This window comes from Streptomyces sp. NPDC000151 (genome assembly GCF_040301705.1).
In the GTDB taxonomy this organism is placed as follows: Bacteria; Actinomycetota; Actinomycetes; order Streptomycetales; family Streptomycetaceae; genus Streptomyces.
The window spans coordinates 16686-30979 of sequence record NZ_JBEPFC010000081.1 but is presented as its reverse complement, the minus strand read 5'-3'; the positions used below and the strand labels follow the sequence as shown (position 1 = coordinate 30979).

Here is a 14294-nt window from a genome sequence, read left to right as displayed (position 1 = left end):
GAGCACCGCTACCTGGACGTGCGCGCCGACAGTCTGGAGCACGCGCTGCAGCTGGCTACCGAGGCGCGTGATCAGCGCAGGCCGCTGTCCATCGGCTTGCTGGGCAACGCGGCGGAGCTGCTGCCGCGGATGCTGGCCGAGGGTGCGCCGATCGACATCGTCACCGACCAGACCTCGGCGCATGACCCGCTGGCGTATCTGCCGGTGGGCGTGGACTTCGATGAGATGCAGTCGTACGCGGCGAAGGACCCGGCCGGGTTCACCACCCGCGCCCGCGAGTCGATGGCCAAGCATGTCGAGGCGATGGTCGGCTTCATGGACGCGGGCGCGGAGGTTTTCGACTACGGCAACTCCATCCGCGGCGAGGCCCACCTCGCCGGGTATGACCGGGCGTTCGCCTTCCCCGGCTTCGTCCCGGCCTACATCCGCCCGCTGTTCTGTGAGGGCAAGGGCCCCTTCCGCTGGGCCGCCCTGTCGGGTGAGGCCTCGGACATCCACAAGACCGACAAGGCGATCCTGGACCTGTTCCCGGAGAACGAGTCGCTGCACCGCTGGATCAAGATGGCGGGCGAGCGCGTCCACTTCCAGGGCCTGCCGGCGCGGATCTGCTGGCTGGGCTACGGCGAGCGCGACAAGGCGGGTGAGCGCTTCAACGACATGGTCGCCTCCGGGGAACTCCAGGCGCCGCTGGCCATTGGCCGGGATCACCTCGACTGCGGCTCGGTGGCCTCCCCCTACCGCGAGACCGAGGCGATGCTGGACGGCTCGGACGCGATCGCGGACTGGCCGCTGCTGAACGCCATGGTGAATGTGGCCTCCGGCGCGTCCTGGGTCTCCTTGCACCACGGTGGCGGGGTCGGCATGGGCCGCTCCATCCACGCGGGTCAGGTCTCGGTGGCCGACGGCACGAAGCTGGCGGGCGAGAAGGTGCGGCGCGTGCTGACCAACGACCCCGGCATGGGCGTCATCCGGCACGTGGACGCCGGATATGACATCGCCGAATCCGTCGCCGCCGAGCGCGGCGTCCGCGTCCCCATGCGCGAAGGCGGCGAGAAGTGAGTACTTCGTTCCACGAGATGTGGCGGGACCTGCTGCCCCTCGGCCGTGACGCCGAGAGCGGTGGTTACCGCCGCTACGCCTGGACCGGCGCGGACGCCGACTGCCGGGCCTGGTTCCGGGGGCAGGCGGAGGCCCGCGGCCTGGCGTACGAGGTCGACCGGAACGGCAACCAGTGGGCCTGGCTCGGCGACCCGGCCGCCGGGGACGCCGTCGTCACCGGGTCGCACCTGGACTCCGTACCGGACGGCGGCGCCTTCGACGGCCCGCTGGGCGTGGTGTCCTCGTTCGCCGCGCTGGACGAACTCCGCGGGAGGGGAGCGGAGTTCGCGCGGCCGCTGGCGATCACCAACTTCGGTGACGAGGAGGGCGCCCGGTTCGGGCTGGCCTGTGTCGGGTCGCGGCTCGCCGCCGGGCAGCTGACGGTGGACAAGGCGCACCGGCTGACGGACGCCGACGGCGTCACGCTCCCGCAGGCCATGGAGCGTGCCGGATACGACCCGGAGGCCATCGGCGCCGACGACGAGCGTCTTGCCCGCATCGGCGCGTTCGTCGAACTGCACGTCGAGCAGGGCCGGGCGCTGGACCTTTCCGGCGACCCGGTGGGTGTCGCGTCCGCGATCTGGCCGCACGGCCGCTGGCGGTTCGACTTCCGGGGCGAGGCCAACCACGCCGGTACGACGCGCCTCGAAGACCGCCGGGACCCGATGCTCACGTACGCGCAGACCGTGCTCGCCGCGCGCGAGTACGCCGCGCGGCACGGCGCGCTGGCCACCTTCGGGAAGGTCGGCGTCGAGCCGAACGGCGTCAACGCCATCCCGTCCCTCGTCCGCGGCTGGCTGGACTCGCGCGCCGCCGACCAGGAGACGCTGGACGCGGTGGTCGGCGGGATCGAGCGGGCCGCGGCCGAGCGGGGCCGGGGCGACGGGGTGGACGTCAGCGTCACCCGGGAGTCCTTCACGCCGGTCGTGGAGTTCGCGCACGACCTGCGGGACCGGCTCGCGAAGACGCTCGGCGGCGTGCCCGTGCTGCCGACGGGCGCGGGACACGACGCGGGTATTTTGTCCGCCACTGTCCCGACCGCCATGCTGTTCGTACGCAACCCCACCGGCGTCTCGCACTCGCCCGCCGAGCACGCGGCGGAGGACGACTGCGTCGCGGGGGTCCGCGCACTCGCCGACGTACTGGAGGGTTTGGCGTGCAGCTGACGCCGACGACGTACTGGCTGGAGCACGCCTGGCTCGGCTCTCATGTCGAGCCGGGGGTGGTCGTGACCGTGTCCATCAGCGGCTCCGCCGCGGGCGGGGACGGGCGGATCACCGCCGTCCGCACCGGCGTCGAGGCCCCGCCGCCCGGCGCCGAAATACTGCGCGGGCTGACGCTCCCGGGCCTGGCCAACGCGCACTCGCACGCCTTCCACCGCGCGCTGCGCGGCACCGTGCAGGTGGGCAGCGGCACGTTCTGGACCTGGCGCGAGGTGATGTACACGACCGCCGCGCAGCTCACACCCGACAGCTACCACGCGCTGGCCCGCGCCGTGTACGCGGAGATGGCGCTGGCCGGGATCACCTGCGTCGGGGAGTTCCACTACCTGCACCACGCGCCCGGCGGCGGCCGCTACGCCGACCCGAACGCGATGGGCGAGGCGCTGATCGCGGCCGCCGGTGAGGCCGGCATCCGCATCACGCTGCTGGACACCGCGTACCTCTCGTCCGGTTTCGGCGAGCCGCCCAACCGGCAGCAGCTGCGCTTCAGCGACGGCGACGCGCAGGGCTGGGCCGAGCGCGCCGGGCAGCTCAAGGAGGGCCGCGCGCACGCCCGTATCGGCGCCGCCGTGCACTCCGTGCGGGCCGTGCCCGCAGGGCAGCTGGCCACCGTCGCGCAGTGGGCGGCGGACCGGGAGGCGCCGCTGCACGTCCACCTCTCCGAGCAGACCGCCGAGAACGACGCCTGCCGGGCGGCGCACGGCTGCACGCCGACCCGGCTGCTCGCCGACCACGGCGTGCTCGGGCCGCGTACGACGGCCGTGCACGCCACCCACCTCACCGACGACGACATCCGGCTGCTCGGCGGCTCGGGCACCGGCGTGTGCATGTGCCCCACCACCGAGCGGGACCTCGCCGACGGCATCGGCCCGGCCGCCACCGTGCAGGAAGCGGGCTCCCCGCTCTCGCTCGGCAGCGACAGCCACGCCGTCATCGACCTGTTCGAGGAGGCGCGGGCGATGGAGCTGGACGAGCGGCTGCGCACCCGTACGCGGGGCCACTGGACCGCCGCCGCGCTGCTGCGCGCCGCGTCCGCCGACGGCCACCGGTCGCTCGGCTGGCACGACGCGGGCGCGCTGCGCACCGGCGCGCTCGCCGACTTCACCACGATCGCCCTGGACAGCGTCCGTACGGCGGGGCCGCTGCCCCGGCTGGGCGCCGAGACGGCCGTCTTCGCCGCCACCAACGCCGACGTCCGGCACACCGTCGTCGGCGGCCGCCAGGTCGTACGCGACGGCGCGCACACCCTCGTCCCCGACGTCCCCGCAGCGCTGGCCGCGGCCATCGACGACCTGCGCGCCTGACCACGCGGGCCCCGTGTCCCCGCCCCCGGGGGTACGGGGCCCGCGCATGTAACGGAGCACCGCCCGCGGGAGCTCCGCCGCGTACAGGAGCACCCACCTCCGAGAGGAACCGCAACCGACCATGTCCACCGCCATCACGCACATCGGCAGTCTGGTCACCAACGACCCGTCGCTCGGCGCGGGCCCGATCGGCCTGATCGAGGACGCCGCCGTCGTCATCGAGGGCGACCGGGTCGCCTGGGTGGGGCCCAGCGGCCGCGCGCCGGCCGCCGACACCGTCCACGACGCGGGCGGCAGGGCCGCCATCCCCGGCTTCGTCGACTCCCACTCCCACCTGGTCTTCGGCGGCGACCGCACGCAGGAGTTCAACGCCCGGATGTCGGGGCGCGCGTACTCGGCCGGCGGCATCCGTACGACCGTCGCCGCGACCCGGGCCGCCACCGACGACGAGCTCTCCGCCAACGTCGCGCACTACATGGCGGAGGCGCTGCGCCAGGGCACCACCACCTTCGAGACCAAGTCCGGTTACGGCCTCACGGTCGAGGACGAGGCCCGCGCCCTGCGCATCGCCGCCGCGCACACCGACGAGGTCACCTACCTCGGCGCGCACATCGTGTCCCCGGACTTCGCCGAGGACCCGGCCGCCTACGTGGACCTCGTCACCGGCCCGATGCTGGACGCCTGCGCCCCGCACGCCCGCTGGATCGACGTCTTCTGCGAGAAGGGCGCCTTCGACGGCGACCAGGCCCGCGCGATCCTCACGGCGGGCAAGGAGCGCGGCCTGCTGCCCCGCATCCACGCCAACCAGCTCTCCTACGGGCCCGGCGTGCAGCTGGGCGTCGAGCTGGACGCGGCCTCCGCCGACCACTGCACGCACCTGACGGACGCCGACGTGGACGCGCTGGCCCAGGGCAACACGGTCGCGACGCTGCTCCCGGGCGCGGAGTTCTCCACCCGCGCCGAGTGGCCCGACGCACGCCGGCTGCTCGACGCGGGCGCCACCGTGGCGCTCTCCACGGACTGCAACCCGGGCTCGTCCTTCACGTCCTCGATGCCGTTCTGCATCGCGCTCGCCGTCCGCGACATGAAGATGACCCCCGACGAGGCGATCTGGTCCGCGACGGCGGGCGGCGCGCGGGCCCTGCGCCGGACCGACGTCGGCCGCATCACGCCGGGCTCCCGGGCCGACCTGGCCCTCCTCGACGCGCCGTCCCACGTCCACCTCGCGTACCGCCCGGGCGTGCCCCTGGTCACAGAGGTGTGGCGAGCGGGCGTACGCGCCGTCTGAGCGTCCTGGGAGTGCCGGCAGGCGGAAAACCCTCAGGGGGCCGCTGAACGGCCCGGAAAAGCGAAAGGGGGCCCGCCCCGAGGTACTCGGGGCCGGCCCTCCTCCGCGCGGTCAGCCGTACGGGACGCCGTGACCGCGGCGGCTCACTCCTCGATCATCAGGCCCTTGCGGAGCCGGACCAAGGTGCGGGACAGCAGGCGGGAGACGTGCATCTGCGAGATGCCCAGCTCCTCGCCGATCTCCGACTGCGTCATGTTCGCGACGAAGCGGAGGGAAAGAATCTTGCGGTCGCGCGGCGGGAGCTCTGCGATCAGCGGCTTCAGGGACTCGACGTACTCGATGCCTTCGAGTCCGTGGTCCTCGTAGCCGATGCGGTCCGCCAGCGCACCTTCGGTGTCGTCCTCTTCCGGCTGGGCGTCCAGCGAGCTCGCGGTGTACGCGTTGCTCGCGGCCATCCCCTCGACGACCTCGTCCTTGGTGATGGACAGGCGCGCGGCCAGCTCGCTCACGGTGGGTGCGCGGTCGAGCTTCTGCGCCAGCTCGTCACCGGCCTTGGCCAGGTCCAGGCGCAGCTCCTGAAGGCGCCGCGGGACCCGTACCGACCAGCTCGTGTCGCGGAAGAAACGCTTGATCTCGCCGACGATGGTCGGCATGGCGAAGGTGGGGAACTCTACGCCGCGGTCCAGTTCGAAGCGGTCGATCGCCTTGATCAGGCCGATGGTGCCGACCTGGACGATGTCCTCCATCGGCTCGCTGCGCGAGCGGAACCGGGAGGCCGCGAACTTCACCAGGGCGAGGTTGAGCTCTACCAGGGTGTTGCGGACGTATGCGTACTCGTGCGTGCCCTCTTCCAGCGTCTCCAGGCGCCCGAAGAGCGTCTTGGAGAGCGCCCGCGCGTCCACCGGTCCGACCTCGTCGTACGGCGGAATCTCGGGCAGGCCGTCGATCTCCGGCATCCCGGGGAATTCGGTCGCATCGATCGGCAGGGCTTGGGCAGGGATCTGTTCGGACAGGGATGTCGACGACGCGTTGTCCGTGGTCTGGTCGGTGCGCACTTCGTCGAGCCGGGGTGACATGGTGTCCTCCATCGTTCTCGGCATATGGCTGCCGATGCCTGTGCGTGAAGCTGCGGTCTGCGGCGCCTCCAAAGCCGGCCGAGTCGAATGTGTTCCTTATACGCCTACCCGGGTTCACCTGAAGATGGCAAGTGCGTGTTGTCCGTATTTGTGTTAGTACGCCTGGTGTTTGGGTACCAGCCCGCGTGTCAAAGGCGTAGGCTTCGACGTGCGCAGTCGTAAGCAAATCCAGACGCCGAGACAGCAAGAGGGGTGCGCGCGCATGGACCGTGGGACGGTCGGCAGTGCAAGCCGGGGACGGCTCCACGTCGGGGTCCGCCATCACGGCGCCAGTGCGGTCGTCGCCGCGGCGGGTGAGTTGGATCACCACACCGCGGAGTTGTTGCGCGAGTCACTCGACAGTTGTGCGGACGATGGCTATGTGCGACTGATCGTGGACTGTTCGCAACTGGAGTTCATGGATTCCACGGGGCTGAACGTCCTGCTGGGGGCCCGGCTGAAGGTGGAGGCCGAAGGCGGCGGGGTGCACCTGGCGGCGATGCAGCCGGTGGTGGCCCGGGTCTTCGAGATCACCGGCGCCGACGCGGTCTTCACGGTGCACGACACGGTCGACGCGGCACTGGCCGCCGGCTGAGCCGGATGCACAGGGGGCGGCAGTGGCGGAGGAGCTCCGGAAGGCCCCCTTCCGGTGACGTTTTCCGATCACGTCGGCTCCATCACAACTTCCGTCCCCAAGAAGTGGGTGTTCTCACGGCCCGTCCGGGCAGGAGACATCTGAATCTTCTTGAACCCGTCAGGTATCCGTAATCCGTGAAAAGGCGAATCGGTGAGGTGAAGCGCTGATGAGCACCACCCGGCCGTACCCGCCGGGCGATCTGGGCCCGGACCCGGGGAACGCCGGCGCCGCCGCCGTCTCCCCGGCCCTCGCCCCGGCCGGTCAGGTCCGCAGGCTGCGTCTCGCGGGCGCCCGTGGCGCTGTCGCCCGTGGCCGTGACTTCGCCCGGCAGGCGCTGCACGACTGGGGCTGGCTGCCGGCCGCGGGCGCCGATCAGCGCGCCGCCGCCGAGGACGTCCTGCTCGTCGTCTCCGAGCTGGTCACCAACGCCTGCCTGCATGCCGAGGGCCCGGAGGAGCTGCGGCTGCGCTGCAACGCCAAGGTGCTGCGCCTGGAGGTCACCGACCTGGGGACCGGCTCGCCCGCACCCCGCACCCCGCACCGCGCCGGCCGCCCCGGCGGCCACGGCATGTTCATCGTGCAGCGGCTCTGCCTGGACTGGGGAGTCGTCCGCAACGCCGACGGTGCCGGCAAGACGGTGTGGGCGGAGCTCGCCGCACCCTCGTAGGAGGGTGGGCGGTGTGCCGGAGCCGGGCCGCCGCCTTCCCGTACCGCCCGTGCCGCCCCGAGGGGCGGCTTTCCTTGTGTGCTCTCTCTTCCCTCTCCGAGGCCCCCGGCGTACCTTGACGCCCAATCTGATGTGCCGTCAGTAACTTCCGGCGGTGCGCTCACCGGGAGAAGGGGAGATCGAGGTGGCCCGCTTCAACGCCCAGCGCAGCCGGCGCCGCACGAGCCCGGCAGGACCGGCGGCGGCCGTGCTGCTCACGGCGGCGGCGTCGGTGCTCTTCGCGGCCCCCGCCGCGCACGCCGAGGTCGTCGACGTCGACTACCAGTGCAAGACGCCGATCGGGAACAAGGGCGCCGTCTCGCCCATCGACATCAAGTCCACCAAGTCCGGCGACGGCTACAAGCTCCTGATGTCCTTCCAGAAGGGCGTCTCCTCCAGCCCCGTCGAGCTGGGCAAGGGCGCGATGAAACCGAGCGCGCTGATCAAGCTGGGCGGCGCCGAGACCGGTGACGTACCGGTGAGCGGTCCGCCCAACGACAAGGCGATCCCCGCCAACACCCCCATCAAGATCAGCGATCTGAGCGGTACGTACACGCCCAAGAAGAGCGGCAAGGTCACCTTCACGGCCTCCACGCTCACCATCAAGGCGCTCGGCACGACCACGACCTGCACGCCCGGCAACGACCCGAAGCCCGCTCTCTCCCTGGACGTCAAAGGCACCGGCGGCAGCGGCGGACCGGCGGCGCCGGGCGGCGAACTGCCGCAGACCGGGCCCGCCGACGACGCCATCGCGCTGGGCACGCTCGGCGGCACGGTGCTGCTCGCCGGGGCCGCCGGCACGCTCTGGCTGACCCGCCGCCGGCAGCAGCGGGCCTGAGCCGCGGGCGCCGCACGAGGACGAGCCCGTACGAGCTCCGGGAGCCGCCGATGCCCTGCCGTATCCGTGCCGTGGCCGCGGGCGCGGCCGCGCTGACCGCCGCCACGCTGCCGTGCGCACCACCGTCCGCCGCGACGACGGGCGGCTGGCGCGCGGCGCCCGCGGGAGCGCACGCGCGCCCGTACTTCTACCTGGAGGGTGACCCCGGCAGCGTCCTGTCCGACCGGCTCGCGCTCACCAACCCCACGGATGACACGCGGACGTTCACGGTGCGCGGCACGACGGCGACCGGGCGGTCGTCCCGCGCTACCGGAACCGCCGCACAAGGCCCGGGCTCCGGCGCCTGGATCGTCACCGCGGCGAAGACCGTAAAGGTGCCACCGCGCACCCGCGCCGAAGTGCCCTTCACGGTCACCGTGCCGCGCGGCACCGCACCGGGGGACCACCCGGCCGCGCTCTCCGTACGCGCCGCGGGTCCGGGCGGGCGCACCGCGGCCGTACCGGTCCACCTGCGGGTCACCGGCCCGACGCTGGCCGCCCTCACCGTCGAGAACGTGTCCGTCGCGGACCGCGGCGGCGCGGCCGTCATCCGGTACGACCTGGTCAACCGCGGCAACACGACGCTGCACCCGCGGGTCGCGGTGCGCGCCGACGGCCTGCTCGGCAGCGCCCTGCGCCGCCCGGCGCACCGGCTGCCCGCCGAACTGCCGCCCGGCCGCCGGACCACCCGTACCGAGACCTGGCCGGACCCGCCCGCGCTGGACTCCGTGGACCTGACCGTCACGGCCACCGCGGCGGGCGGCGCGCACGGCACGGCCCGCGCCACGTACACGGCGGTGCCGTGGGGCACGGTCGGGCTGGTGTGCGCCGGGGGCGGCGCGGTAGTGGGGGGTTGGTTCCTGCGGCGGCGGCGCCGGGTGGGAGTGGGCGGGAACGGCGACTTGCCGGGCCAAGAGGGCGGTAAGGAAAGGGAGTTGACGGCGGGGGTGACGGCGTGAGCGGAGTACGTACGGACGGCCGGCGGCGGATCGCGCTCTTGACGGCGGCCGTTGCCGCGTTGGCCCTCGCCCTTGTCGCCCTTCCCCCGGCCGGGACGGCCCGCGCCGCAGACGGCAACGGCCGTCCCGCCGTCGAGCTGTCCCAGCGGCAGGCGGGCAAGGGCGGCTCGATCGCCGTCACCGGTACGGGCTGGCGGCCGAAGGCGCTGCTCACCCTGCTGATCTGCGGCCAGAACATGATCGGCGGCACCAACGCCTGCGCCAACGCCGACGGGCGCGCCGTCACCACCGGCAAGGACGGCCGCTTCCGCACCGAACTGCCGGTCGCCGAGCCGCCGAAGCCGTGCCCGTGCGTCGTGCACGTCGCCACCGTGACCGGCCGGGCCGCGGCGGCGGACGCCCCGTTCACCGTCGCCGGGCACCCGGTGGCCCCGCTGCCCGAGCGGACCGGCGGTGGCCGGCTGTCCGTACTGGCGCCCGCCCGGCTGCGCGGCAGCTCGGGCCTGCTGACCTGGTTCGGCGCGCCGCCGCAGCGGGAACTGGTGCTCACGGTCGGCAACCTCGGCGCCGAGCCCGCGAAGAACCCGGTCTTCCGGGTCGGCACCCGGCACGGCGTCCTCGCCCCGCAGTGGGAGGACCAGCAGTGGCGGGGCACCCTGGAGGCCGGCAGGAAAGCCCAGGTCACGCTGCCGGTCGAGCTGGCGGCCGGCGCACACGGCGACTACACGGTCGCCGTGCGGTACGGCGGCAAGGTACTGGCCGAGCAGCCGTGGCAGGTCGGCCGGCCGTGGGGCGTGACCCTCTTCTGGATCCTGCTCTGCGTCGTGGTGCCGGCCGCGGTCTTCCGCATCGGCATGGCGATCGTCGACAAGGTACGGCCGCGCGACCGCACCGCCCCGGGCGGGGCGGGGGACGCCGCGCCGGCCGGCCTGCCCTGGTTCACCCCGGACACCGCACCGTCCGTCACCACACCCACCGAGCGACCGACGTCGAAAGGTTCCCTGCGATGAGGCAACGGAGGAGAGCGGCCGCGGCCGGTACGGCGCTGATGCTCGCGGGCGCGGGCCTGCTGGCGGTGTCCGGTACCGCCTCGGCGGCCCCGGTCCCCGACCCGGCGACCACCGTGTCGTACCTGACCGAGTGCATCCCGCCGCCGATCTCCGGCATGGATCCGGTGCAGGGCACCACCAAGGTCGAGATCACCGCGCCGGCCACGGCGAAGGTGGGCGACGAGGTCGAGGTGGTGTGGAAGACGGTCGAGGCCGCTTCCAAGAACCCGGACGTACTGGACCTGGGCAAGGACACGGTCAAGCCGGCCGGCGTGCTCAAGGCGAGCGGTGCGCAGACCGGTGACGTCCCGGTGGGGGGCCCGCGGCAGAACCCGCCGATCCCGAAGAACAGCCCGATGCAGCTGCCCGACATGAAGGGCAAGCTCAAGCTGGAGAAGCCGGGCGAGGTCACGCTGACGCCCGGCAACTACACGATCAACGTCAACAAGCCGATCTCGACGGACACCAAGTGCGCGCCGAAGGGCGAGGTGAAGCCCGCGCTCACGATCAAGGTGACGGACGGCAGCGGGTCGGACTCGGGCGGCGCGTCCTCCGGCGGCTCGTCGTCGACCGGTGGCTCGTCGTCGACCGGTGGTTCGTCCTCGACCGGTGGCTCGTCCGCGTCCGGCGGCTCGTCATCGGGTGGGTCGTCCTCCTCCGGTGGTACCGGTGGCGGCAACGGCGACCCCGACGGCACCGCCTACAAGGGCAAGGAAGTCGAGGTCCCCTACGCCTGCAAGACCCCGATCGGGGACAAGAAGGCCACCTCGCCGGTGCAGATCAACGGCACCAAGAAGGGCGGCGCCTTCGACCTCACCGTCAAGTTCCGCAAGTCCGTGATGGACAGCCCGGCCGACATCCCCAAGGACTCGGTCAAGCCGTCGATGGAGGTGAAGCTGGGCGGCGCGGACAAGGGAACGGTGCACGTCGAGGGCCCGGCCAACAAGGAGCCGATCAAGTCCGGCGACCCCATCGAGATCCCCGACCTCAAGGGCACCTACAAGCCCGGTGCGAGCGGGAAGGCGACGCTCACGCCCGGTGTCCTGACGGTCAAGGCGATGGGGACGACCACTACCTGTACTCCTGAGAAGGACCCGGGCGTCTCACTGGAGCTGGACACCAGCGCCCAGCCGGGCGGCGCGAGCGGCGGCACGTCCTCGGGCGGCGACTCGGGCGGCGCCGCGACCGGCGGTACCGGGGGCAGCGGTGATACCGGGGGCAGCGGCGGTGCCGCGGGCGGCTCGGGCGGGCTCGCCGAGACCGGCGCAGCCGACCACGGCGGCCTCCAGGCGCTCGGCCTGGTCGCCGGCACGGTGATCCTGCTCGGCGGCGCCGTCTTCACCTTCATGCCGCGTCGCTACCTGCGGCGCTGACCGGTCGGGCGGCCGGCGGCCGGTACACGCGTACGTCCTACGCGCGGTCCGCCGGGCGCCCCACCCGCGCCATGAGCCAGGCCAGCACCCGGCGCTCGATCCCGGGCCGGGTGAGGGCCTTCATGCCGTGGCCCGTGCCCGGTACGACCGACACCGTGGCCTGCGGTTCGGCCTTCGCCAGCGCCCGCGAGTGCGCCACCGGCACGAAGTCGTGCGCGAAGTGCAGCAGCAGCATCGGCATACCGGGCCCACCGGGCCGCTCCGGCCCACCGGGCGCCCAGGTCCGCGCGGCCATGTCGTCCCAGACGGCACGACACTTCGCGGCGGCGACGGAGGCCGGCGAAGCCGCGGAGGCCGCCTTCTTCGCCCCCTTCCCCGGATCGCACCCCGCCAGCTTCTGTGCCTCGCGCCGCAGCCGGCGCTGGGCGGCCGAGGCGCCGGAGCGGGCGCCGTCCCGCCAGGCCCGGTACGGGTCGGCCACCGGCGAGAGCGCGATCACCCCGGCCGGCCGCTCGGCCGTGCCGGCGGTGTACTCCGCGGTGTTCGCCGCGATCTGGCCGCCCGCCGATGAGCCGAGCAGCACGACCCGCTGCGGATCGGCCCGGAAGCGGACCGACTGCGCGCGGATCCAGCGCAGCGCGGCGAGCGCGTCGGTGCGCTGCGCGTGCCAGTGCGCGTCGGTGTTGAGCCGGTAGTCCACGTCGAAGACGACGAACCCGCGGGCCGCCAGCTTCCGGGCCCAGCCGCTCCAGTCGGAGTCCTGCGCCCAGTACCCGCCGTGCAGGATCATCACCGCCGGCCGGATGTCCGTGCCGGCGGTGCGGTAGGCGCCGATGGTCTGCCGCTTCTGGGTGCCGTAGGAGTACGTCCCCTTGAACGCGGCGTCCGGCGCCGCGGCCGCCCGGCCCCCCTGCGGAACCGCCAGACACACGGCGGCCAGCACCCCGCACAGCCCCGTCCACACACTCCCTCGCCACACACTCCGATCGTTACCGCGGCCCGCCGCCGCCCTCCCGGCCGTCCGCGCACCCCACTCGAACGGCCGCGCACGCGAAGGGCCCCGGCGCGCCGTGGCGCCGGGGCCCTTCGTCCGCTCGTGACAGCGGGTCCGTCAGTGGACCTCGCCCATGAGGCCGCGGACCTTCTTGCGGTACATGTAGATCGCGAAGCCCGCGAGGACCGCGAGGACCGCCTCGACCAGGACCGCGCGCGAGCCGCTCATGTCGACGCCGCCGATGGACAGCAGGCTGGTGACCGAGTCGCCCGCGGTGTTCGCGAGGAACCAGATGCCCATCATCTGGCTGGCGTACTTCAGCGGCGCCATCTTCGTGGTCAGCGACAGGCCGACGGGGGAGAGGCACAGCTCGCCGACGGTCTGGATGAGGTAGATGCCCAGCAGCCACATCGGGCTGACCAGCGTGCCGCTCGCCGACATGGCCAGCGGGATCAGGAAGAAGAAGAACGAGACACCGATGAAGAGCAGACCGGTGACGAACTTCAGGATCGTGCTGGGCTCCTTGCCCTTGCGGTTCAGCCACAGCCAGAACCAGGCGAAGACCGGGGCCAGCGCCATGATGAAGACCGGGTTCAGCGACTGGTACCAGGTGGACGGGAAGGAGATGCCCAGCAGCTGACCGGACGCCTTGGTCGTGCCGAACGCCTGGACTGTGGAACCGCCCTGGTCGTAGATCATCCAGAAGGCGGCGGCGGCGACGAAGAACCAGATGTACGCCGAGACCTTGCTCTGGTCGTCCCGGGAGAGCTCCTTGTCCCGCTTGATGCGGAAGAGCACGGCGGCCGGGATGATGATGCCCAGCACGGTCAGCGGGATCATCGCCCAGTTCAGGGTGAAGTGACCGGTGAAGGTGACCACGCCGTAGAAGACCGCGGCGATGATGAGCCAGGTCAGGCCCTTGCGCAGCCAGGAGTTGCGCTCCTCGACGGTCAGCGGGGTCGGGACCTTGTTGCTCTCCGGGCTCAGGTGCTTGGTGCCCCAGAGGAACTGGATCAGACCGATGCCCATGCCGACGGCGGCGAGGCCGAAGCCCAGGTGCCAGCTGTGCTTCTCACCGACGGTGCCGATGATCAGCGGCGCGAGGAAGGCACCGAGGTTGATGCCCATGTAGAAGATCGTGAAGCCGCCGTCACGCCGCGGGTCGTTCGGCCCGTCGTAGAGGTGACCGACCATGGTGGAGATGTTGGCCTTCAGCAGGCCGGAGCCGATCGCCACCAGCGCCAGACCGGCGAAGAAGAAGCCCTGGCCCGGACCGGCCAGCGAGAGGTGGCCCAGCATGATGACGACGGCCGCGACGGCCACGGTCTTACGAGGTCCCCAGAGCCGGTCGGCGAGCCAGCCGCCGGGCATGGCGAGGAGGTAGACCATCGCCATGTAGATGGAGTAGATGGCCGTGGTGGTCGCGGCATTGAAACCCAGACCGCCCTCGGCGATGCCCTTGCCGTCCGGGCCGCCGGACAGCAGGTAGATCGTCAGCAGGGCCCGCATGCCGTAGAAGCTGAAACGCTCCCACATCTCGGTCATGAAGAGGGTGGCCAGTCCGCGGGGGTGGCCGAAAAAGGTCTTGCCGCCGGCAGGGGTTCCCTGCCCAGGGGAATCCTTCGTCAGGCTGGACGCCATGGTCGATCCTTGAGTGATCGGGACGCGCGG

Annotated in this window: 13 protein-coding genes; 10 read left to right on the top strand and 3 right to left on the bottom strand. The window is 72.5% G+C overall.

The window, feature by feature from the left end:
* From hutU to hutI, 4 genes are all read left to right on the top strand, one after another.
* On the top strand, nt 1–1059 hold a 1059-nt coding region (hutU, locus tag ABT381_RS22060), incomplete at its 5' end, for a urocanate hydratase (protein WP_351596913.1).
* A gap of 17 nt (nt 1060–1076) precedes the next feature.
* Nucleotides 1077–2264, top strand: a complete 1188-nt coding sequence (locus ABT381_RS22055) for an allantoate amidohydrolase (protein ID WP_351596924.1) — start codon at nt 1077–1079, stop codon at nt 2262–2264.
* Complete coding sequence (locus ABT381_RS22050) at nt 2261–3625, top strand: formimidoylglutamate deiminase (protein ID WP_351596921.1); 1365 nt, start codon at nt 2261–2263, stop codon at nt 3623–3625. Before ABT381_RS22055 ends, ABT381_RS22050 begins: the two co-directional genes overlap by 4 nt.
* Before the next feature lie 121 nt (nt 3626–3746).
* Nucleotides 3747–4913 (top strand): imidazolonepropionase, encoded by a 1167-nt coding sequence (hutI, locus tag ABT381_RS22045; protein ID WP_351596910.1) that lies wholly within the window; start codon nt 3747–3749, stop codon nt 4911–4913.
* 143 nt (nt 4914–5056) lie between these two features.
* Here the strand turns inward: hutI and ABT381_RS22040 are convergent, their stop codons facing one another.
* A complete protein-coding gene (locus ABT381_RS22040; RefSeq protein WP_351596907.1) occupies nt 5057–5989 on the bottom strand; it encodes an RNA polymerase sigma factor SigF in 933 nt (310 codons plus the stop codon).
* 262 nt (nt 5990–6251) lie between these two features.
* Between ABT381_RS22040 and ABT381_RS22035 the strand changes: the two genes are divergently transcribed.
* From ABT381_RS22035 to ABT381_RS22010, 6 genes are all read left to right on the top strand, one after another.
* A complete protein-coding gene (locus ABT381_RS22035) occupies nt 6252–6623 on the top strand; it encodes an STAS domain-containing protein (RefSeq protein WP_351596905.1) in 372 nt (123 codons plus the stop codon).
* A 208-nt stretch (nt 6624–6831) separates the two neighbouring features.
* Nucleotides 6832–7332: an ATP-binding protein gene (locus tag ABT381_RS22030; RefSeq protein ID WP_351596902.1), complete on the top strand. Its 501-nt coding sequence runs from the start codon at nt 6832–6834 to the stop codon at nt 7330–7332.
* Between the two features lie 184 nt (nt 7333–7516).
* Complete coding sequence (locus ABT381_RS22025; protein ID WP_351596918.1) at nt 7517–8209, top strand: LPXTG cell wall anchor domain-containing protein; 693 nt, start codon at nt 7517–7519, stop codon at nt 8207–8209.
* A 50-nt stretch (nt 8210–8259) separates the two neighbouring features.
* Entirely contained in the window at nt 8260–9207 is a 948-nt protein-coding gene (locus ABT381_RS22020) for a COG1470 family protein (RefSeq protein WP_351596900.1), read from the top strand.
* Entirely contained in the window at nt 9204–10217 is a 1014-nt protein-coding gene (locus tag ABT381_RS22015) for a hypothetical protein (RefSeq protein WP_351596898.1), read from the top strand. Before ABT381_RS22020 ends, ABT381_RS22015 begins: the two co-directional genes overlap by 4 nt.
* Nucleotides 10214–11629, top strand: coding sequence for a hypothetical protein (locus ABT381_RS22010; RefSeq protein ID WP_351596895.1), 1416 nt, complete (start codon nt 10214–10216; stop codon nt 11627–11629). The genes ABT381_RS22015 and ABT381_RS22010 overlap by 4 nt, the downstream gene beginning before the upstream one ends.
* Nucleotides 11630–11666: 37 nt before the next feature.
* On the opposite strand, the gene ABT381_RS22005 is transcribed toward ABT381_RS22010, so the two are convergent.
* Both ABT381_RS22005 and ABT381_RS22000 read right to left on the bottom strand, forming a co-directional pair.
* Nucleotides 11667–12608: an alpha/beta fold hydrolase gene (locus tag ABT381_RS22005; protein ID WP_351596892.1), complete on the bottom strand. Its 942-nt coding sequence runs from the start codon at nt 12606–12608 to the stop codon at nt 11667–11669.
* Nucleotides 12609–12740: 132 nt separating this feature from the next.
* Nucleotides 12741–14264 (bottom strand): peptide MFS transporter, encoded by a 1524-nt coding sequence (locus tag ABT381_RS22000; protein ID WP_351596889.1) that lies wholly within the window; start codon nt 14262–14264, stop codon nt 12741–12743.
* Nucleotides 14265–14294 lie beyond the last annotated feature (30 nt).